General features: G+C 40.0%; 19 protein-coding genes and 1 pseudogene. 4 read left to right on the top strand and 16 right to left on the bottom strand.

The genetic code is table 11. The annotated features are described in order from the left end of the window. The 3 genes and pseudogenes from HMPREF9078_RS12065 to HMPREF9078_RS00805 all read left to right on the top strand — a co-directional run. Window positions 1-192, top strand: a pseudogene (locus HMPREF9078_RS12065) (hypothetical protein); the annotation flags it as partial. Between the two features lie 246 nt (window positions 193-438). Beyond that, window positions 439-1,527: a bifunctional 3-deoxy-7-phosphoheptulonate synthase/chorismate mutase type II gene (locus HMPREF9078_RS00800; protein ID WP_009418811.1), complete on the top strand. Its 1,089-nt coding sequence runs from the start codon at window positions 439-441 to the stop codon at window positions 1,525-1,527. A gap of 228 nt (window positions 1,528-1,755) precedes the next feature. Then, a complete protein-coding gene (locus tag HMPREF9078_RS00805; RefSeq protein WP_034542465.1) occupies window positions 1,756-3,114 on the top strand; it encodes a suppressor of fused domain protein in 1,359 nt (452 codons plus the stop codon). A 35-nt stretch (window positions 3,115-3,149) separates the two neighbouring features. On the opposite strand, the gene HMPREF9078_RS00810 is transcribed toward HMPREF9078_RS00805, so the two are convergent. The 9 genes from HMPREF9078_RS00810 to HMPREF9078_RS00850 are packed head-to-tail and all read right to left on the bottom strand — an operon-like array spanning window position 3,150 to window position 9,374. Next, window positions 3,150-3,701, bottom strand: a complete 552-nt coding sequence (locus HMPREF9078_RS00810; protein WP_002673201.1) for an RNA polymerase sigma factor — start codon at window positions 3,699-3,701, stop codon at window positions 3,150-3,152. Further along, window positions 3,701-3,892: a hypothetical protein gene (locus tag HMPREF9078_RS00815; RefSeq protein WP_002673203.1), complete on the bottom strand. Its 192-nt coding sequence runs from the start codon at window positions 3,890-3,892 to the stop codon at window positions 3,701-3,703. Before HMPREF9078_RS00815 ends, HMPREF9078_RS00810 begins: the two co-directional genes overlap by 1 nt. 7 nt (window positions 3,893-3,899) lie before the next feature. Then, window positions 3,900-4,616 (bottom strand): bacillithiol biosynthesis deacetylase BshB1, encoded by a 717-nt coding sequence (bshB1, locus tag HMPREF9078_RS00820; RefSeq protein ID WP_009418813.1) that lies wholly within the window; start codon window positions 4,614-4,616, stop codon window positions 3,900-3,902. 4 nt (window positions 4,617-4,620) lie between these two features. Beyond that, window positions 4,621-5,541 carry a DUF535 family protein gene (locus HMPREF9078_RS00825; RefSeq protein ID WP_009418814.1) on the bottom strand — a complete coding sequence of 307 codons (921 nt, stop codon included), beginning with the start codon at window positions 5,539-5,541 and terminating at the stop codon, window positions 4,621-4,623. Beyond that, window positions 5,541-6,308, bottom strand: a complete 768-nt coding sequence (locus HMPREF9078_RS00830; RefSeq protein ID WP_009418815.1) for a polysaccharide deacetylase family protein — start codon at window positions 6,306-6,308, stop codon at window positions 5,541-5,543. Before HMPREF9078_RS00830 ends, HMPREF9078_RS00825 begins: the two co-directional genes overlap by 1 nt. Before the next feature lie 11 nt (window positions 6,309-6,319). After that, window positions 6,320-6,724, bottom strand: coding sequence for a hydroxyisourate hydrolase (gene uraH / locus HMPREF9078_RS00835; protein WP_009418816.1), 405 nt, complete (start codon window positions 6,722-6,724; stop codon window positions 6,320-6,322). 16 nt (window positions 6,725-6,740) lie between these two features. Continuing rightward, a complete protein-coding gene (locus tag HMPREF9078_RS00840; protein WP_009418817.1) occupies window positions 6,741-7,667 on the bottom strand; it encodes a glycosyltransferase family 2 protein in 927 nt (308 codons plus the stop codon). After that, window positions 7,633-8,808 carry a glycosyltransferase family 87 protein gene (locus HMPREF9078_RS00845; RefSeq protein WP_009418818.1) on the bottom strand — a complete coding sequence of 392 codons (1,176 nt, stop codon included), beginning with the start codon at window positions 8,806-8,808 and terminating at the stop codon, window positions 7,633-7,635. Before HMPREF9078_RS00845 ends, HMPREF9078_RS00840 begins: the two co-directional genes overlap by 35 nt. An 11-nt stretch (window positions 8,809-8,819) precedes the next feature. Beyond that, window positions 8,820-9,374 carry a glutathione peroxidase gene (locus tag HMPREF9078_RS00850; RefSeq protein ID WP_009418819.1) on the bottom strand — a complete coding sequence of 185 codons (555 nt, stop codon included), beginning with the start codon at window positions 9,372-9,374 and terminating at the stop codon, window positions 8,820-8,822. An 85-nt stretch (window positions 9,375-9,459) separates the two neighbouring features. On the opposite strand from HMPREF9078_RS00850, the gene HMPREF9078_RS00855 reads away from it, so the two are divergent. Continuing rightward, window positions 9,460-10,065: a DUF4254 domain-containing protein gene (locus tag HMPREF9078_RS00855; protein ID WP_034542468.1), complete on the top strand. Its 606-nt coding sequence runs from the start codon at window positions 9,460-9,462 to the stop codon at window positions 10,063-10,065. 67 nt (window positions 10,066-10,132) lie between these two features. Here the strand turns inward: HMPREF9078_RS00855 and HMPREF9078_RS00860 are convergent, their stop codons facing one another. From HMPREF9078_RS00860 to HMPREF9078_RS00890, 7 genes are all read right to left on the bottom strand, one after another. Then, window positions 10,133-10,885, bottom strand: coding sequence for a succinate dehydrogenase/fumarate reductase iron-sulfur subunit (locus HMPREF9078_RS00860; RefSeq protein ID WP_002673219.1), 753 nt, complete (start codon window positions 10,883-10,885; stop codon window positions 10,133-10,135). Window positions 10,886-10,891: 6 nt separating this feature from the next. Continuing rightward, window positions 10,892-12,919 (bottom strand): fumarate reductase/succinate dehydrogenase flavoprotein subunit, encoded by a 2,028-nt coding sequence (locus HMPREF9078_RS00865; protein WP_002673221.1) that lies wholly within the window; start codon window positions 12,917-12,919, stop codon window positions 10,892-10,894. Between the two features lie 4 nt (window positions 12,920-12,923). Next, complete coding sequence (locus HMPREF9078_RS00870) at window positions 12,924-13,598, bottom strand: succinate dehydrogenase cytochrome b subunit (protein ID WP_009418822.1); 675 nt, start codon at window positions 13,596-13,598, stop codon at window positions 12,924-12,926. Window positions 13,599-13,794: 196 nt separating this feature from the next. Beyond that, a complete protein-coding gene (locus HMPREF9078_RS00875; protein ID WP_009418823.1) occupies window positions 13,795-16,452 on the bottom strand; it encodes a heavy metal translocating P-type ATPase in 2,658 nt (885 codons plus the stop codon). A gap of 98 nt (window positions 16,453-16,550) precedes the next feature. Further along, window positions 16,551-17,114, bottom strand: coding sequence for an AraC family transcriptional regulator (locus HMPREF9078_RS00880; protein WP_009418824.1), 564 nt, complete (start codon window positions 17,112-17,114; stop codon window positions 16,551-16,553). A gap of 35 nt (window positions 17,115-17,149) precedes the next feature. Further along, a complete protein-coding gene (locus HMPREF9078_RS00885; RefSeq protein ID WP_009418825.1) occupies window positions 17,150-17,932 on the bottom strand; it encodes a porin family protein in 783 nt (260 codons plus the stop codon). Beyond that, window positions 17,925-18,998: a PCMD domain-containing protein gene (locus HMPREF9078_RS00890; protein WP_009418826.1), complete on the bottom strand. Its 1,074-nt coding sequence runs from the start codon at window positions 18,996-18,998 to the stop codon at window positions 17,925-17,927. The genes HMPREF9078_RS00885 and HMPREF9078_RS00890 overlap by 8 nt, the downstream gene beginning before the upstream one ends. Window positions 18,999-19,818 lie beyond the last annotated feature (820 nt).

The raw sequence follows: 19,818 nt of genomic DNA on the forward strand, positions 1-19,818 counted from the left end.
CTCTACAGTGGCTCTACAACGAACAAAAGACGAATGATGAACGAAGGAATAACGAACCTAAGGCAAAGGAAAGTTGAAGCTAAGGCAGAGATAAAAAGAAGGTTATTAGTGGATTTCAACTTTGCCAAAGGTGCGAGCCGCACGGGCAGGTGGTGCGAGCCGCACGGGCGGGTGGAAAAATTAGCAAATTAGCGAATTTGGGAATTAGTAAATGAGAGTGCGAGTGGCACGGACAAATCAAGAGTGAACGAAGGTAAGAAAAAACTAAGGTAAAGGTAAGAGATTATAAAGATAATTGTTAAAAATTTGAAAATGGGTATATTTTACTTTTTTGCTGATTTATCAGTTGATAATGTAGAGTTTTTTGGTTTTTCATTACTTATTCTTTAGTTTTTTGTATCTTTGCCCTTTGACAACTAAAAGAATAAGACCCATAGAATGGAAATAACCAAAGAAAATAGACAGTGGCTTGATAGCTTACAGCTTAACCACCCGGTAGTAATTGCTGGACCTTGCAGTGCTGAGACTGAAGAACAAGTGCTGAAAATAGCACATAGCCTAAAAGATACTGATGTATCTTTCTTCCGTGCAGGTATTTGGAAACCTCGTACCCGCCCTGGTATGTTTGAAGGTGTAGGAGCGTTAGGTCTCAAATGGCTACAACGGGTAAAAGAAGAAACGGGACTCAAAACGGCTACCGAAGTAGCCAATAAAGACCACGTGAAGCTTGCCTTGGAGCACGATATTGATATGTTGTGGATAGGAGCGCGCTCTACTGTGAGTCCGTTTATCATTCAAGAAATAGCCGATGAGCTAGAAGGCACTGATAAGATTATCTTGGTAAAAAATCCTGTAAATCCTGATCTTCCGTTATGGATAGGTGCTTTGGAACGATTACAACGCGCAGGCATCAAAAACTTGGGGGTGATACATCGCGGATTTTCTACTTACGAAAAGACCAAATACCGCAATATTCCTGAATGGCAATTGGTAATTGAACTGCAAAACAAGTTCCCTGACTTGCCACTTATTTGCGACCCTTCGCATATCACCGGCAAACGCGATATGATTTTTGATGTATCGCAAACGGCTCTCGACTTAAACTTCGATGGCTTAATGATTGAAACGCACTGTACCCCTGATGCTGCGTGGAGTGATGCAGCACAACAGATTACCCCTGAACGCCTCATACAAATAATGAGAGATTTGCGCATTCGCGAGGCTTCGGTAGCTGAAGAAGACTATGTGAGTCAGTTAAGTAATTTACGTTCGCGCATTGATATACTGGACAACAAATTATTGGATTTACTCAAAAGACGTATGGAGGTAGCCGATGAGATAGGAATGCTGAAAAAAGCGAATAATGTAGCGATTTTGCAAAACCAACGTTGGCACGAAATTCTTGGCAAAATGATATCAGAAGGCGAACAACGCAACCTAAGTGAGGATTTAGTGATTCAGGTATTTAAGACTATTCACCAAGAATCTATCAACCGCCAGGAGAGAGTGGTAAAGAGTGAAAAGTGATTGATAGACTTTTCTGACCTTTCTTACCGAAAAAAAGACAGTAAGCCAAAATAGCTCAAAACCGATGTGACTCCAGTGTCCATACGTCTTTTGTTTAATTAAAATATGACATAAAGATATGCTATATTTTTAATATTTAGAAAGAGAAACGAAAAAATATAAAATGATATTTGTTTTTTAATAGAAAAGTCGTACATTTGTTGCGAAAAACTATTGTATAAAATGACTATGGAAAAAACTGTCAAACGTTTTTTAGACGTAATACTTGAACAAGCAACTCCTCTTATTGCAAGTCTCAACAAAGGTGTTTCGGATACCCAAATAGCGGTATTTGAGGGGGAAATGGGTATTACTTTGCCTTCTGAGGTGAGAAAGCTATACCAGACTTTCAACGGACAAAAAGAAGGCGAAAACGATGTATTCTTCCTTAACGGTTTGCGCTTTATCCCTTTAGAAGAAATCAAACGCACCCAAGAACACTGGCTTGAGCAATTGGAGAGTGTGCCTAATTGGCAGTCACTCCGCTTTGATGAAGAAGAAGCGATTGATATGTGCTGGGATAAGGTAATAAAAAACCAATTTTATAATCCTAAATGGATCCCGTTCCTCTCCAATGGGGCGCGCTTTATGTTCATAGACCTCGACCCCGATGAAGAAGGTGTAATAGGTCAGATAGGAGAAATAGATTTGGTGTTGGATTCTATAGAAGACTCTTTTATGGATTTGCACCACGACTCTATGGAAGATTGGCTCGAATTCCTTACTGATGATATTGAAAAGGGAATCGTATACTACGATAACGAGATGCACTCGCTCATTGAAGCCGTTTCGTATGACGAAGAAAACGATTTGCCTAATATCTTCGCTCCTACCCCCGATTATGTATCGGAAGGAGGCTCTAACGTTTATAACTATTCAGAAAAAGACAGAAGCGATTTTGTATTGCCTGACCGCACTTGTGTGTATATGGACGAAATTTGCGACCATTTTGAAAAATATATCGGCAAAATAGACAGCGTATTCCACGAAATCGTCTCAGAATATGTGCATATAGATGTACATTGGATTAAACCTACCCCCGAAACGCCTTACAATGTACTCTTTACTACTGGTATGAGCGATTACCCTATGTACTTGCCCGAAGGCTTAGATGACCCGAACGACTACAGCCACGCTGAGCTAATGGTCTACCTCCCCGCCGATTGGCCTATCAGCGATGAGGCTTTTAAAGACGACGATAACTATTGGCCTGTGTACTTCCTGAAGATGATAGCGCGTTTCCCTCACCAATACAAAACGTGGATGGCTGAAGGGCATACTATTCCCAACGGTCCTGATGCTGAACCTATTGCTAATACTGATTTCGGTTGTATCCTGCTAATGCCCCCTTACTTATCGGCACCACAGGAGTTCTTAAAGTTACACACCAAAGACGGTACGATTATCAATTTCTATTGTATTTTGCCTATTTATCCAGAAGAAATGGATTTAAAATTAGAAGAAGGGGTAGATGAGCTTCTCAGTCTTTTTGATGAATACCAAATCTCCGAAGTCATAGATATCCACCGCAAGAATGTAGCTTTATAAAACAAGCATAAAAAAACAGATGAAACCTTTATGTTTCATCTGTTTTTCTTTAATATCTCTGCCAGCATTTTCTTAGCTCTTAGCAGAGTAATCTTCACACTGCTCATCGGTGATTGCATCTCTTCGGCAATCTCTTTATAGCTTTTTTCGTGCAAATAGCGCAGTTGTATTGCCGTTCGGTAAGGCTCTTTTAGTTGTTTTATACTCTTTAACAAGTAGTCGAACTGCTGTTCCATAATGAGGCTATCCTCTATGATGGGGGTCTCATCTATCAGTGTTTTAGATTGCTTTTCCTCTCGATCTAAGTGCAATAGCGATTCATTTTGCTTTCTCAGGTTATCTATGTGAATATTTTTAGAAATAGCAATTAACCAAGTGCGGAAAGAGTATCGCTCGTCGTAAGTATGGAGCTTATCGAATGCTTTAGCAAATGTTTGTATGCTAATATCCTCTGCTTCGACTTCATCATTCACACGCTTGAGCTGAAAGTTGTACACATCAGTCCAAAACTCGTCCAACAACCAACTAAAAGCTCGTTGTTTACCTGCTTTTGCAGCGACTATATTTTCAGCAAGTGCTTCTGCCATTATTTATTTCTGCACTCTTGTTCGTCGGGTAAGCGACCGCAGAAACTGCAAGGCTCCCCTTCAGGGTTTAAATGTGGATTTTGGCTCGCACAAGTACCAGCAAATTTACCGCCTTTTTTACCCCAAATCTTAATTGCCATACCTGCTACACATAGCAGTAATATACCAATAGTTAATAATATTAATTTCATTTTTCAGTTATTTAAGATTAAAAAGAGATTCCACGGCAGGGACTCTCTCACACGTAAAACCTTCCGCAAAATCTGTACCAATTAGCCTACCCAAATCGCATGCTCTGTAAGTAACGCTATCTAAAAAGTTCTTGTCAGAAATTGGAGTAGTGGGCTCATTGCTATTGCTGTCGTAAAACTGAGAGCTATACGCCAACACAGCATTCACTTTGGCTTCCATAAATCCTGTGATATCTACCACAAAATCAGGGACTATATTCTTCCACTGAATGTAATGATACACTACTTTAGGACGCCAAGCCGTTTGTGCTACACCGTCGAGAGTAGTTTCGATGCGTCGCAAACCGCTGAGAAAACAAGCATCGCTCACGAGTTTGCTACCTTTGCCGTGGTCGATATGACGGTCGTCTATAGCATTGCAAAGCACTATCTCGGGCTGATATTGACGTATTTTTTTAATAATCTCCATTTGATGAGCTTCGTTATTTATGAAAAAACCATCACGGAATTTTAAATTTTCGCGTATACTTACCCCTAATAGCTCTTTGGCTTTGGTTGCCTCTTGGTGGCGTATTTCAGCACTGCCACGTGTGCCCAATTCCCCTTGAGTCAGGTCGATAATGCCCACACTTCTGCCTAAGCTAATCTCTTTGGCAATGGTGCCTGCAGCCCCTAATTCTACATCATCGGGGTGTGCCCCAAAAGCTAATATATCTAATTTCATCTTGTTATTTCTTAATTGTCTCTTTTATTTCTGTTGCAATTTTGTCTAACATCTCATACCTATAGCGGTAGAGCGACCGCTTGCTCGATTTGATTTCTTCCATTGGTTTGCGGTGCATTTCAATAGGAAGCTTGAACCACCCATCTTTATCGGGAGTGCCATCGGCTTCTTTCCACAATGTGTCATAACTAAAACTGAGTTTGTGCAACCATTCTATATGAATAAAGTGTTTTTTGTTATGTGCCTGAATTTTACTGCCTACGCCATACAAAGCGGTGCAGCCTAATTGCCTGCTAAGTTCCTGAATGATAAATATCATCAGGGCTTTAGGACGAAGAGCATACATCTGTTTTTGTAATTCCTTGATAGCATTCTCAGTTTCGGCACTTTTGTTGCCTTGTACACAGCCTATACGACATACCCATCCCTCATTTTCTTTGTCAATCACAAAAGAAGCTTCACAGATAGCCTCTTGATAACTATCACAATGCAACGAGACCACTAATTCTCCCTCTTTGCGGAAACGTTCATTGTATCCGAGGTATATTTGTCCCTTTTCGCCGTTGTATTTCATTGTGAACTCAGCCAATTTGATAGGCTTTTCTTCTTGGATAACACGCGTCAAAAAAGGCTGTTGCTTGATAAAAGCATAACAACTCAGCAAGGCTTTAGTTCGTTCTTTCTTGCCCCATTTGGTAGACATATACACCCTAAAAGGCTTAAAATAAATACGAGGACGGTGTGAAAGCACCCATTTATACTCTTCTGATTGTATCAAGCTGAACCATTTTTTAGCAAATGGGATATTTAACAAGGTGTGGAAGAGTATCTTGTTCTTTTGTTTTTTGATGTATTTAGGATTTTCGTTGGCAAAACTATGTTCTGTCAAAGCTAAAGCATCGTGTAGTAGTTTTCTTGTCGTCATTAATTCTCGATTGTTAATTGTTTATAGAGGCTCGTTTTCCAGCCTTTTTTATCAATATATTGCAACAACTGCTCGAAGCGTGCTATCATCTGCTCACCACTGTTACGCATTACATAAGCAGGAAAATTAAATTCTTTTTGGTGTAAATTTGTAAATTCCCAAGGATGGAAGTACAAAGTAGTATAGCCTGTAGAAGCTACACATCTATTCAGCAAAAACTTATAAATCCACAAAGGAAAATTATGAAATGATAACCAAAATAGAGGAATTCTAAACCAACTTACCGCTGTAGGGATTTGCCATAAGCCATTTTCTTTGAAAAAACGCTTTGGTACGTGTAATTTGTTGTATCTTCCTGGTAAAAAAGTAGGATTTACCGATGAATTGTATTGATAACCGGCTTTTTTTACCTCCTCAGCACTTACTTCAAGCATTCTCGGCATACGCAATCCCTCAATAGTTACCCCAAATTGTTGTTCTAAAGCTTCTTTAGAACTTTTGAGGTGTGCATTTTCAAATTCGGAATGATAATAAGTGTGTGAGGCTAATTCGTGCCCTTCGCTGAGAAGTCGCTCTATAAGGTCGGGGACTTGCTGGGCAAAGACTACTGTTGAAAAGAAAGTAGCCTTGGCGTTGTGTTTTTTGAGCAGATCTAATATAGCGGTAAGCCCCTCACGTGAAATGGCTATTTGTCGCTCGAAAGCAATGTCGTAGCCGTATTCCTTGGGCATATCAAACTCTTCTATGTCGAAACTTAAATAAATCATTTTTATAGTTATTAGTTTCCTCTGTAAGTAGAATAACCATATGGAGATAATGTAATCGGGATGTGATAATGTTGATTATCTTTTATCTCAAAAACTACTTCTATAAAGGGATAAAATGTTTTTTGTTTCAACTTTTCAAAATAAGGAGTAATATAAAAAGTGAGTTTATAAACCCCATTATTATTTTTATTAGATTCTTCTTTCAAAAAATCTTTAATCCTCCCATTGTTATCTGTGTATTTCTCATCTATCAATACCCAGTTTTGATTTTTATCTTGCTTAGATAGAGCTATCTTTACATTTGGAGCAGGTTTACCTTGTGAAATATCTAAAATATGACTTGATAATTGATATTTCTCTTGTGCTTGGATAAATGCGCTAAAAAGTATTAGCAATATTAGAATCGGATTTCTCATTTTTATGTGTTTTTATTTACAATTTTTGTTCTTGAATAATATAACAAGGTCGGTCTTTAGTTTGTTTAAAGATTTTTCCTATGTAAATACCTATGATACCTAAAATGATGAGTTGTAACCCACCAAAGAAAACAATCGTCATAATCAGTGAAGCCCAGCCCGATATTTCAGTGCCACTTGCAAAGGCGTATATCACATAAGGAATGTATAATAGTGATAGGGCAGAGAATGCAAAGCCTAAAAATACAGCGAAATATAAGGGTTTGATACTGAAAGCCGTAACACCTGTAATCGCTAATTGTAGCATCTTCTTAACTGTGTATTTACTTTCACCTGCAAAACGAGAAGCTGCAGTGTAAGGGATGTAAGTTTGGCGGAATCCTACCCAAGGCACGATGCCTCGCAAGAAAGGTTCGTTCTCTTTCATAGAGCGAATGACCCTTACCACCGATTGGTCTAAAAGTCTAAAATCAGCTGAACCTTCTTTGATTTCTATATCCGAAAGCAGATTGAGAAGTTTGTAAAACTGTTGAGAGCTTTTTTGTTTCTTTTTAGGAGTATCAGCCGGATAGGTGCGCAAAGTTGCCACTACTTGATAGCCTTCTTCCCATTTGGCAATGAGCTCGGGCAAAAGGGCAGGAGGGTGTTGCAAATCGCAATCCATAGAGATAACAGCATCAGCAAACGAGTGGTCTAATCCTGCTTTTACTGCTAATTGGTGACCAAAGTTACGCGAAAACGATAGATATTTCACGCGCATATCACTTTCAACTAAAGATTTGAGCACCTCAAGAGAATTATCGCTGCTGCCGTCGTTTACAAAAAGCAAAGTATAGCTATAATCAGGGAGTTTTTCAGCAAAAACACGCTGTATAGCCTCATATAACGGACGTATATTTTCACTTTCGTTATAACACGGTACTATTATTTCTATTGTTTTCATCTTTTTTATCTCTTACCTGAATAAATAACATTTCATACACTATTGCAAGCCAAACCAAGGTTACGGGTACAGCTCTTAGTGAATATCGGATAATGTAAGGTTCTTTCAGCGGTTTGAATAAATCAGTAGGTGATAACGATCCTAACATAGCCAATACCAATAGAGTGATTTTGAGTTTAGGATGGAGCTCGCTTACCATAAACCATATCCCAATTCCCACATAAGCTACTACATAAGTGCTATTTTCAGTACCTGTACTAAACAAACAGAGGAAAATACTCACTGAAGCTAATAAAAGCAATCTAAAATTGAGATTTTTATACTGCCGAATGCGTAAATAAGGTAGCGCAAATAGCCCTAACCCGATGAGAATGACTATACTGTTGTTGTTATAAATGCCTGTGCGTTGTAAAAAACCTAAAAGTGATAGGTTTTGCAGGTTGTAAATGGTGGTATTTAGGTTGGATACATTCTTTTCAGCCAAAGAAGCATACCAATCAAAATACTGTGAAACTACATAATCGGGTGAAGAGTAGAGCATTGGCAAACAAAATAAAGCGATGAGCCAAAATAACCCTGACCAAATAAATCGCCATTTGTCCTTAGCAAAGAAGAAAAATGCTAAGCCTACAATGCCGTAGAGTTTAGTGAGTGTGCCTATTACAATGAACAAGGTTGCCCAATGACTCTGCCTGCGTTCTATAAACACAAAAGCACCTACTAATAGTGCTATCACACTGATATTGAACTGCTGCATAGCTGCTGCGGTATACATATCGTGAGCAGCAATGAGCAGTACCGCTATAATTGCCTTTTTAGAGAGAGGCAATTGCCTAATTGCCCAATATAAGAAAGCTGCATTTGCCATTATCCACAAAGTACAACCTATCCACTTGGGTAACAAGGCAAAAGGAGCGATAACCGCACTGAATAAGATACCGTAATGGTTTGTATCAAAATACTCGTCAGGATAGGGGAGGTATAAGGGCAATTGCTTGAAGGTATGCCAAAATACCCCGTCAAAAATTAGGTAGTTGTTGAACTTGCCAGCTATCCAAACGTTCTGCACTACAGTCGCCAGCGCAAGGGCAAACCATAGTATTGTGATAAAGCGGTAATTTGCAAATAGTTTTTTCAGCATTGTTATCAGTGTTATTTTTCAATCCATTGTTTCACTTCATCGCTAGAAGGTAAGGTTTTAGGGTCGATTACCTTTTCTAATTTGCCGTTTCGTCCGATGAGATATTTTTGAAAATTCCATTTTACTTTAGAATCTTCTACACCGTTTTTCGCTTTCTGGGTAAGAAACTGATATAGAGGGTGCATATTCTTTCCTTTTACCGATATTTTGCTCATCATCGGGAATGTTACTCCATAGTTGATACTGCAAAATGAAGCGATTTGTTCGTTGCTACCAGGCTCTTGTCCTAAGAAATTATTAGCGGGGAATCCTATAATGATAAAATCTTTGTCCCTATACTGCTGATAAAGTGCTTCGAGTTCTTTGTATTGAGGGGTGAGACCGCATTTTGAGGCGGTATTAACAATCATTACTTTCTTGCCTTTGAGGTCGGCAAGAGCAAAGGGTTTGCCATTGATATCTTCTACAGTAAACTGATAAATAGTTTGATTATCAGCGTTGTTTTGTGCTTGTAGGTTTTCCATAATGAGGGTGAATAAAGTGATGATAAAAATGAAGTGTTTCATAGAAAAATTAAAATTTGTGGCAAAGTTACGTAAAAGGTTTGATTTATTAAAGAAAAACTTTATATTTGCCCAAAAATTAATGACTATGTTTTCAGAAAAAGCTTTTAAAATATTTGAAGAAAGTATTGCGCAATACCACATTGCCGACGATGTATATCAGCCTTTTGTAAACCCTTATCCGTCAACCGACTTGCTCAATCACTTGCTTTATCGCAAGAACTGGATTGACACCGTGCAATGGCATTACGAGGATATCATTCGCGACCCGAACATCGACCCAGTGGCTGCCCTCGACCTTAAACGCAAAATTGATGCTTCTAACCAAGATCGCACTGATATGGTAGAGTATATTGATAGCTATTTTTTAGACTTGTATAAGGAGGTGAAACCACTTCCTGAGGCTACTATCAACACCGAGAGTCCTGCTTGGGCAGTGGATAGACTTTCAATTTTAGCACTGAAAATCTATCATATGCACGAAGAAGTAAACCGCCCCGATGCCACTCCTGAACATCGCTCTAAATGCCAAGAAAAACTGAATGTTCTCCTCGAACAGAAAAAAGACCTCTCTACCGCTCTCAACCAGCTTTTAGACGATATCGCCACTGGCAGAAAGTATATGAAGGTGTATAAACAAATGAAAATGTACAATGATGATGAGTTGAACCCAGTACTGAGAGGAAGTAAATAAGAGATAATAAAAACTGCCCCAAACAATTTGAGGCAGTTTTTTATTTGCTAATTTTCAAATTTGCTAATTAACGAATACTTGCTTTGAGGTATTCTCTGTTAAGGCGTGCGATATTTTCGAGTGAAATACCTTTAGGGCATTCTACTTCGCAGGCACCAGTGTTGGTACAGTTACCAAAACCTTCGTGCTCCATTTGGTTTACCATATTGAGTACACGCTCAGTGGCCTCTACACGACCTTGAGGAAGGAGGGCAAATTGCGATACTTTGGCAGCTACAAACAGCATAGCCGAAGAGTTTTTACAAGTAGCCACACAAGCTCCACAACCTATACAAGCCGCAGCGTCCATAGAGCGGTCGGCATCGCGTTTAGGGATAGGAATAGCGTTGGCATCTTGCGTATTACCAGAAGTGTTCACAGAGATATATCCCCCTGCTTGTTGAATGCGTTCAAAAGCAGTTCTATCTACCATCAAGTCTTTAATAACAGGGAAAGCAGTAGCCCGCCAAGGTTCAATAGTGATAGTATCACCATCTTTGAACATACGCATATGCAACTGACAAGTAGTTACCCCACGGTCGGGTCCGTGAGCTTCCCCATTGATGAAGAGAGAGCACATACCGCAAATACCTTCACGGCAATCGTGGTCGAATGCTACAGGTTCTTCTCCTTTTTCAATGAGTTGTTCGTTGAGTACATCCAACATTTCCAAAAAAGACATATGGTCTGAAATGTTGGTTACTTTATAATCTACCATACGACCTTTCTCTTGCGAGTTTTTTTGTCGCCACACTTTGAGTGTTAGGTTCATCGTTGCCATATCTTTCTATTTATAACTACGTTGTTTCAATTCAATATCTTTAAATACAAGAGGTTCTTTATGCATTACCTCTTCACTAGGGTTGTAGGTATTCACTACTTCTTTAGGATTACCAGTGTATTGCCAAGCGGCTACATAAGCATAGTTTTTGTCGTCACGGAGGGCCTCACCATCAGGAGTTTGATACTCTTCGCGGAAGTGACCACCACAAGACTCATTACGCTCTAAAGCGTCTTTAGCAAATAACTCACCAAGTTCAAGGAAGTCGGCTACACGACCCGCTTTTTCAAGCTCTACGTTCATACCAGTAAGTTCACCAGGTACTTTTACGTTTTTCCAGAAATCTTCGCGTATTTCACGTATTTCTTTGATAGCTTCTTTCAAGCCTTCAGCATTACGCGCCATACCTACTTTATCCCACATCACTTTACCAAGTTTCTTGTGGAAGTAATCTACAGAGTGGGTACCCTTATTGTTGATGAAGTAAGCTAAACGCTCTTTTACGATGCGTTCTGCTTCGTCAAACTCAGGAGTATCAGTAGGGATTTTACCGGTACGGATATCAGCAGATAAATAATCGCCAATAGTGTAAGGTAATACAAAGTAACCATCAGCTAAACCTTGCATCAAGGCAGAAGCTCCTAAGCGGTTTGCCCCGTGGTCGGAGAAGTTTGCCTCACCGATAGCATAACAACCAGGTATAGTGGTCATCAAGTTGTAATCTACCCAAATACCACCCATAGTATAGTGAGTAGCAGGATAAATCATCATTGGGGTTTTATAAGGGTTTTCGGCTACAATCTTTTCGTACATTTGGAAAAGGTTACCGTATTTGGCTTCTACGATTTTTTCACCACGTTTAGTAACTTCTTCTTTAGTAGGTTCTACCCCGTGGATTTTACATTGTTCTTTACCGTAACGTTCGATAGCAGAGGAGAAATCCAAATAAACAGCTTCACCTGTTTCGTTTACACCATAGCCTGCATCGCAACGTTCTTTAGCCGCACGTGAAGCCACGTCACGAGGCACGAGGTTACCGAAAGCAGGATAACGGCGCTCCAAGTAGTAATCGCGGTCTTCTTCAGGGATTTCAGTAGGTTTTTTGCGTTTTTCGCGTATCGCTACCGCATCTTCCATTTTCTTAGGTACCCAAATACGTCCGTCGTTACGCAAAGATTCGGACATCAAAGTTAATTTAGACTGATAGTCACCTGAACGAGGGATACAAGTAGGGTGAATTTGAGTGAAGCAAGGGTTAGCAAAGTAAGCACCTTTTTTGTGGATTTTCCAAGCTGCGGTAGCGTTAGAGCCCATCGCATTGGTTGAAAGGAAGTATACGTTACCATAACCACCAGAAGCGATAACCACCGCGTGAGCAGAGTGGCGTTCAATTTCACCAGTAACAAGGTTACGAGCGATGATACCACGAGCTTTACCGTCTACGATTACCACATCGAGCATTTCGTGGCGGTTGTACATATCAATTTTACCACGAGCAATTTGGCGATTCATCGCAGCATAGCAACCGAGCAAAAGCTGTTGTCCCGTTTGACCTTTGGCATAGAAAGTACGAGAAACCAATACCCCACCGAAAGAACGGTTGTCTAAGAGTCCGCCGTAATCACGAGCAAAAGGTACGCCTTGCGCCACACATTGGTCGATGATGTTGCCAGATACTTCAGCAAGACGGTATACGTTAGCCTCACGAGCGCGGTAGTCGCCCCCTTTTACAGTATCGTAGAACAAGCGATAGATAGAGTCGCCATCGCCCATATAGTTTTTAGCGGCATTGATCCCCCCTTGAGCAGCGATAGAGTGCGCACGACGAGGAGAATCTTGGTAAGCAAATGCTTTCACGTTGTAGCCTAATTCAGCGAGGGTAGCTGCAGCCGAACCTCCTGCCAAGCCAGTACCTACCACAATCACATCGATATTACGCTTGTTAGCAGGGTTTACGAGGTTGATATGGTCTTTATATTTCGTCCATTTGTCCGCTATAGGACCTTCAGGAATTTTAGAATCTAATGTACTCATAAAATTAAGCATTTAAGTGATTAAAATAATGGAAGAGGGCGATGAAGATAAAGCCTCCACAGATAATGTAAGAATACCAATTGCCAACGCAGCTGATAAACTTTTTGCGTTCATCGTCTTTCCAGCCCATAGATTGGAAAGATGATTGAAAGCCGTGTAGCAAGTGCAAAGCCAAAGCAATAAAGGCTAACACATAAATACCCACACGTACAGGGTTGTGGAATTTCTCTATCAATTCGTGATAGTAGCGGTCGGGGTTTGGAGGTAATTGCTCGATGTACTTGTAGTTCATTTCGCCTACCCAAAAATCATAGAGGTGCAACCCTAAGAAGAGAAGAATCACCACTCCTGTGATAATCATATTACGAGACATCCAAGTGGAGTTAGCACCCCCATTATAGCTGTAATATGCCTCACTACCACGAGCTTTTTTGTTTTGGATTTCCAAGACAAATCCCATAATGAAGTGGAACAACACCCCAGCGAGCAATACAGGTTGCATAGCAAACTGAATAAGAGGATTGGTGCCCATAAAATGAGATAGCTCGTTGAAAGTACTCTCGCTAATCACCGAGGTGAAGTTTACCGCAAAGTGAATGATTAGAAAGAGAATGAGAAAGAGTGCCGAAAGAGCCATCGTCACCTTTCTTGCAACAGATGTTTTAAATAATCCTGCCATTCGTTTTATAGTTTTATATATGTATATATTACGTTAAACAATTTCGCTACAAAAGTACGGCATTTTTATCAGTTGTACAATAAAAAATGAACAAAAACCTTAATTTATATTCGGTTTAAAGAAGAAAATAAGAGTTAGTAGCTGAAATTGATTTATTAAGAGGAGATTAACATTCTGTATCGCTTTTTTTTATTCTTTATAATTTCGTTCTTCTCAATCTTAAAGCATTACTTATAACACTTACAGAGCTAAAGCTCATTGCTAAGGCACCCAACATAGGAGAAAGCAAGATACCAAAGATAGGGTATAGCACCCCTGCTGCAACGGGAATACCTACGCTGTTATACACTAACGCAAAGAAAAGGTTTTCGCGTATGTTTTTCACCACCGCTTTGCTGAGTTTTTTGGCTTTTACAATTCCGCTCAAGTCTCCTTTTACCAAAGTGATTTTAGCACTTTCTATCGCAATATCAGTTCCGTTACCCATTGCGATACCCACATTGGCTTGTGCTAAAGCAGGAGCATCATTGATACCATCGCCTGCCATTGCTACGATTTTACCTTCCGCTTGCAAACGCACTACTTCCTCTTGCTTGTTTTGAGGAAGCATTCCCGCTTTGTACTGAGTGATACCTATTTCTTTGGCTACTGCCTCAGCTGTAAGCGGATTATCACCGGTGAGCATCACGATTTCTACCCCTAAGTCTTGCAACTCTTGTATCGCTTCAGCAGTAGAAGCTTTTACTTTATCGGTTATGGCGACTGCCCCTATCACTTGTTTTCCTACGACTACGAGCGAAACGGTCTTTCCTTGCGCTTGTTCCGCTTTTACAGCAGTGCTTACTTCTTCGGGCAAATCAATATCGAGTTCTTTTATCAGACGTTCGTTGCCAAAGAAATAATCTTTTCCTTCAAAAGTAGCTTTTACTCCTCTGCCCGCTATGGCTTCAAAGTGGGTGAAAGGTAAGGAAGTAATACCTTGTGCTTGAGCATATGTATTGGTAGCTTTGGCAAGCGGATGTTCGCTTTGCTTGTTAAGACTGTAAAGCGTTTGTAGCAAGTCTTTTTCGGTAGTATCGCCAAAAGTAAGCACACGACTCACACTGGGTTTACCTTCGGTGAGGGTACCCGTTTTATCTACAACCAAAGTATTGACGTGGTTCATCACTTCTAAGGCTTCGGCATTGCGTATCAAGATACCGTTTTGAGCCCCTTTGCCTACGCCTACCATTACCGACATAGGGGTGGCTAAACCGAGTGCACAAGGACAAGCGATAATCAATACTGCTACGGCATTGAGTAGGGCGTATACGTAAGCATTTTCACCTCCAAAAACTGACCATATCACAAAGGTAAGCACTGAAATACCTATCACAATAGGTACAAAGTAAGAGGCTATCTTGTCGGCTAAATTTTGAATAGGAGCGCGACTACTGCTGGCTTGTTGTACCAACTGTACGATTTGAGAGAGCAGGGTGTCGCTACCTACCTTTTCGGCTTGCATCACAAAAGACTGCATACCGTTGAGCGTACCTGCCGATACCTTATTGCCCACTTCTTTTTCCGCAGGAATAGGTTCGCCCGTAATCATACTCTCGTCTATACTGGCACTGCCTTCGGTAATTACACCATCAACAGGGATTTTCTCCCCAGGTTTTACCCGAAGTAAATCGCCTTTTTTCACTTCTTCTATAGATACGGTTACTTCTTTGCCGTGAATAATTTTAGTAGCTTCATTAGGCGCTAAGTTCAATAGTTTTTTGATAGCGCTTTGGGTACGACTGTGGGCATCGGCTTCGAGCACTTGCCCTAAGAGTACCAAAGTGAGAATGACGGTAGCAGCTTCGAAATACAAGTGTACTGAGCCGTGTTCTTTAAATTGTTCAGGGAACATATCAGGAACTAAGAGTCCTACTACACTGAAAAGCCAAGCTACGCCAGCACCTATCCCTATAAGGGTAAACATATTGAAGTGCAAGGTCTTGATACTGCGCCAAGCCCTTTCGAAGAATATCCAGCAGAAATAAAACACTACGGGTAGTGATAACACAAACTGCACCCAGTTCCAAGCACTTACGGGCATTAGCTCATACAGCGGATTGTTGTGCCACATTCCGCTCATTGCGATGATAAAGATAGGGAGCGTAAAGGCTACAGCACCCCAAAAATGACGACGTAACTTTTTTCGTTTTTGCTCTTCCGCACTTTCACCTTCAGGAGCCTCTGTACTTACTTGCTCTACTAAATCCATACCACATACGGGACAATCACCAGGGTGATCGTAGGTTTTATCGCCCTCGCAGTGCATAGGACAATAGAAAACACCATTGCCTTTAACTTTTTTGGGAGACTCTTCGTGGTGATGATGTTGTTGTTGAGCTCCTCCTACTTGCTCTACTAAATCCATACCACATACGGGACAATCACCAGGGTGATCGTAGGTTTTATCGCCCTCGCAGTGCATAGGACAATAGAAAACACCAGAGCCTTTAGTTTTTTTTGGGGATTCTTCGTGGTGATGATGTTGTTGCTGAGCTCCTCCTACTTGTTCTACCAAGTGCATACCACATACAGGACAATCACCAGGGTGGTCGTAGGTTTTATCGCCCTCGCAGTGCATAGGACAATAGAAAATACCAGAACCTTTAGAGCTTGAAGCCTGATGAATGCTATAATGAGTACCCTCTAAGGCTTTTTCAAGAGCTTCAAAAGGGATTTCTCTATCGGTTTCGACAGTAGCTTTTTTAGTAGCGAAATCTACGGTAACAGCTGTTACGCCTGCTACTTCAGAGAGCTTTTTTTGTACGGTATTAGCGCAACCTGTGCACCCCATACCTTCTATATTGTATTCCATAAATTGTAAATGTTAAAAAGTTATTTGTTTTACGCTGCAAAGATACAGCAAAACATCTACTTGGATATTACACAATTTTGTATTTAATTTGTAAGATTTTAAACCTCATCTAAAGACTTACGTTTGTTATCTTTTATCTGCTTGAAAAAGCTAGGGGTGAGTCCTGTAACTTTTTTAAACTGATTGCTTAAGTGCGCTACGCTTGAATAGTTGAGTTGATAAGCTATTTCACTAAGCGTCAGTTCGTCATATACTAAGAGTTCCTTTACTCTCTCAATCTTTTGAGCAATAAAGAATTTTTCAATAGTTCTGCCTTCTACCTCAGAAAACAAACGCGATAAAGCCCCGTAATCTCGACCTAATTCACTGCTGAGTATTTCAGAAAGGTTAAACGATAGTTTGTTGTCTTGGTTATGTATCAAATTGATAATGATAGATTTAATTTTTTCAACAAGAACACTTTTCTTATCGTTCATCACCTCAAATCCTAAGGGTAAGAGAGCTTGTTTGATAGCTTGTATCTCATCAGAAGAAAGTTCCTGTGTAAAAGTAATTTCACCCAAATTGATGCTTTGTGGTGTTAAGCCTAATGCTTTTAACTGTTCATCGAGTACTATTATACAACGATGGCAGACCATATTTTTTACAAATAACTTTGTCATATATTTCTTTTAAGGATTAAGATATTATAAAGTGCTTAAAAGTGATACCCAAAACCTATATTCATATAGATGGGATACATATCAAAAGTAATTGTTTTAAAGTCCTTTTTAAAGATATTATTTATTCCGTAAGTGAGTTCAGCATTGATATTGAAATGCTTGAACGCTTGCCAAGAGCCTCCTATCAGTGTGCCCCAATGCCAATGGCGGAGATGATTGCTAAAATCATAAGAGGCTATCTGTCCGTTAGTGAAACTCACTTTCTCACCGATAGGACTACCTTCTCGTAAATAACCTTCGGTTACATAGCCTGAGAAATTGCCGTCCATACGGTAAGAAACGAATGTACCTAAACGCAATTTCCAACGATTAGCAAGGTGATAGTTCAGTGATATAGGCAAGGTAACGAATGAACTTTTGTAGGTAGTATGTACATCACCCGTCCAATAGCCCGCTACGTGGTTACCTTGTTCTATAATTTCCATTCCGTAGTTCTTTACATTTGCATCGGTTTCCATACCCTTTTCTTCCAATCGTAAGCTAGCTGAGATACCCCATTTAGGAGTAAGCCATTTGGTTACAGTTCCTTCAAATGAGCCATTAAACTTTGGACTATATTCCTTTATCTTCCGTATTTCTTTAGGGAGTGGTATTGGGCTTGCACCTCCTATATTTACGCCAGCTTTTAGTTCGTATTCCCAACCTTTAGCTTCTGATTGTACAAGCGTTTCAGTACGTTCGTTTTGCGCGTATGAAAAATAGCTCAATAGCATTAAGCATACAATAACGATATTCTTTTTCATAACTTCATTATTCATAAGACAATTGCATTTCATCTACATAAAGAGTACTACCTACGGCTGCTGTAAAATCAGCGCCTTTTTCACTGGAACTAAGTACTATAGCGAGGCTATACTTTCCTTCTTTTAGTTTTTTAGTATCGATAGAGCGACCTTTTATTGTTTTAAAAGGAATAGAGAACTGTACCCAATTATCGGTTTCTCTCTTGTCGGTTAGTTGCGCCATTAACACTATATTGTTGTGTGTTTTAATGTTAGTACCATCTAAATGAGGTACTTGAGAAGTTACCTCGTAGAACACTGCATAAATATCACATTTGTCTTTTTGGTTAGGTATTACATTGCCGTTTTTATCGGTAAGTTTTTCACCTGCTTTGTATTTGTAGTAGCCTGAAAGATTAGTAGGTTTTCTTTTGAAAGGAATCCCAAAATGAGTAGATTTTGCAGGGGTGAACAAATCTATTTCAAAACTTCCTGTGAAGAGATTACCAGCTGCGATAGGAGCACCAAAAGTTTTTCCTAAAACCCCTGTGCTTTGTGTTACGAGTTTCACGCATTTCCCGCTGTATCCACTCTCACTCTGACTTGTAGGGAACTCATCGGGTTTAGCACTACTGTTGGTAAATTTAAACCCTGCATTTCCGCTACTCCAAGCGATTTCTTGTCCGCTTACTGAGGTATCGTAAAAAGTGTAGTAGCCATCAGTAATACGAGCGTTTTCGAAGTGATAGTGAGCGATAATTTCGTTAGTAAGACAACTCACTTTATAAGTTTTCTGCCAATTACCGTCCTCAGAGGTTACCACATAAGTTTGAGGGGTAGAAAAATTGCGTGCTGTACCACTGGTAGGACTGATAGTTGCCCCTTGTGTAAGAGTGAAGCGAGGGGCGAGGTTTTTTACTTTATCTAAATCGGTTACATAGAGTTTTACCTCAGTGTTTTGGATTATGGGCTCACGAATGAGCAGATTGCCGTCAACCTCACAGGTTAGGATATCGGCTTCGGCATTTGGGGCTTCGCTTTTGATACAGCTTTGCAATGTGAATAGCGAGGCTATGGTAATGATGATGTTTTGAAGTTTCATATATGTTGTTCAATGAATTTAGACTGCAAAGGTAGGAAATAATTTTTTAATACCAATAATGCCAATAATACCAGAAATTAGAAAATGAGAAAATGAGAGAATTAGAAAATTAGAAAATGAGGAAATGAGTAGTGATAAAAATCGTTTATTGACAGGTAAGACTTGTCGGACAAATCGGATAGGTTAGAGAGAGCGAAATAAAACGAAGGAGTTCGGAAGAGAGTTGAGAGAGATTTTGATGAAAAAAGGCTATGAGGAGGGGGGGGTTAGCTTATAGAGAGCTTATAGGAAATTATACGAATCTTGGACGATTGGTATAGAAAGGGGGTGTAAATAGTTAAAAATGAGGAGTTAAGAGAGGGGAATGTGTATGGTTAGCTTATAGAGAGCTTATAGGAAGCAGAATCTTGGACGATTGGTATAGAAAAGGATTATACGAATCTTGGACGATTGGTATAGAAAGGGGGTGTAAATAGTTAAAAATGAGGAGTTAAGAGAGGGGAATGTGTATGGTTAGCTTATAGAGAGCTTATAGGAAGCGGAGTTAGCTTATAGAGAGCTTATAGGAAGCTTATACACGAATCTTGGACGATTGGTATAGAAAGGGGGTGTAAATAGTTAAAAATGAGGAGTTAAGAGAGGGGAATAATTGATTCATAATATAATACAACAAGGTTAAAAATGTTAAAAAAGGGGTTTCGAGGCGAAAGAAAGAGGAAGAGGGGATAGGCCTTAGGCCATAGGCACTAGGGGGAATATGACGGAAAAGGGAATATAGCGAGGCACTTATTCGGTAAGCCCCCGAACCCCCGAAGGGGGA

Source organism: Capnocytophaga sp. oral taxon 380 str. F0488, from assembly GCF_000318255.2.
Lineage (GTDB): Bacteria > Bacteroidota > Bacteroidia > Flavobacteriales > Flavobacteriaceae > Capnocytophaga > Capnocytophaga ochracea.

Excerpts from the sequence above, each read along its gene's own strand:
- HMPREF9078_RS00845 (WP_009418818.1), bottom strand. The coding sequence starts at position 8,808 with ATGCTGAAAAAACTATTTGCAAATTACCGCTTTATCACAATACTATGG.
- HMPREF9078_RS00825 (WP_009418814.1), bottom strand. The coding sequence starts at position 5,541 with ATGACGACAAGAAAACTACTACACGATGCTTTAGCTTTGACAGAACAT.
- HMPREF9078_RS00875 (WP_009418823.1), bottom strand. The coding sequence starts at position 16,452 with ATGGAATACAATATAGAAGGTATGGGGTGCACAGGTTGCGCTAATACC.
- HMPREF9078_RS00830 (WP_009418815.1), bottom strand. The coding sequence starts at position 6,308 with ATGATTTATTTAAGTTTCGACATAGAAGAGTTTGATATGCCCAAGGAA.
- HMPREF9078_RS00810 (WP_002673201.1), bottom strand. The coding sequence starts at position 3,701 with ATGGCAGAAGCACTTGCTGAAAATATAGTCGCTGCAAAAGCAGGTAAA.
- HMPREF9078_RS00880 (WP_009418824.1), bottom strand. The coding sequence starts at position 17,114 with ATGACAAAGTTATTTGTAAAAAATATGGTCTGCCATCGTTGTATAATA.
- HMPREF9078_RS00865 (WP_002673221.1), bottom strand. The coding sequence starts at position 12,919 with ATGAGTACATTAGATTCTAAAATTCCTGAAGGTCCTATAGCGGACAAA.
- HMPREF9078_RS00860 (WP_002673219.1), bottom strand. The coding sequence starts at position 10,885 with ATGGCAACGATGAACCTAACACTCAAAGTGTGGCGACAAAAAAACTCG.
- HMPREF9078_RS00800 (WP_009418811.1), top strand. The coding sequence starts at position 439 with ATGGAAATAACCAAAGAAAATAGACAGTGGCTTGATAGCTTACAGCTT.
- HMPREF9078_RS00890 (WP_009418826.1), bottom strand. The coding sequence starts at position 18,998 with ATGAAACTTCAAAACATCATCATTACCATAGCCTCGCTATTCACATTG.
- HMPREF9078_RS00815 (WP_002673203.1), bottom strand. The coding sequence starts at position 3,892 with ATGAAATTAATATTATTAACTATTGGTATATTACTGCTATGTGTAGCA.
- HMPREF9078_RS00855 (WP_034542468.1), top strand. The coding sequence starts at position 9,460 with ATGTTTTCAGAAAAAGCTTTTAAAATATTTGAAGAAAGTATTGCGCAA.
- HMPREF9078_RS00840 (WP_009418817.1), bottom strand. The coding sequence starts at position 7,667 with ATGAAAACAATAGAAATAATAGTACCGTGTTATAACGAAAGTGAAAAT.
- HMPREF9078_RS00850 (WP_009418819.1), bottom strand. The coding sequence starts at position 9,374 with ATGAAACACTTCATTTTTATCATCACTTTATTCACCCTCATTATGGAA.
- HMPREF9078_RS00870 (WP_009418822.1), bottom strand. The coding sequence starts at position 13,598 with ATGGCAGGATTATTTAAAACATCTGTTGCAAGAAAGGTGACGATGGCT.
- uraH (WP_009418816.1), bottom strand. The coding sequence starts at position 6,724 with ATGAGAAATCCGATTCTAATATTGCTAATACTTTTTAGCGCATTTATC.
- HMPREF9078_RS00805 (WP_034542465.1), top strand. The coding sequence starts at position 1,756 with ATGGAAAAAACTGTCAAACGTTTTTTAGACGTAATACTTGAACAAGCA.
- HMPREF9078_RS00885 (WP_009418825.1), bottom strand. The coding sequence starts at position 17,932 with ATGAATAATGAAGTTATGAAAAAGAATATCGTTATTGTATGCTTAATG.
- bshB1 (WP_009418813.1), bottom strand. The coding sequence starts at position 4,616 with ATGAAATTAGATATATTAGCTTTTGGGGCACACCCCGATGATGTAGAA.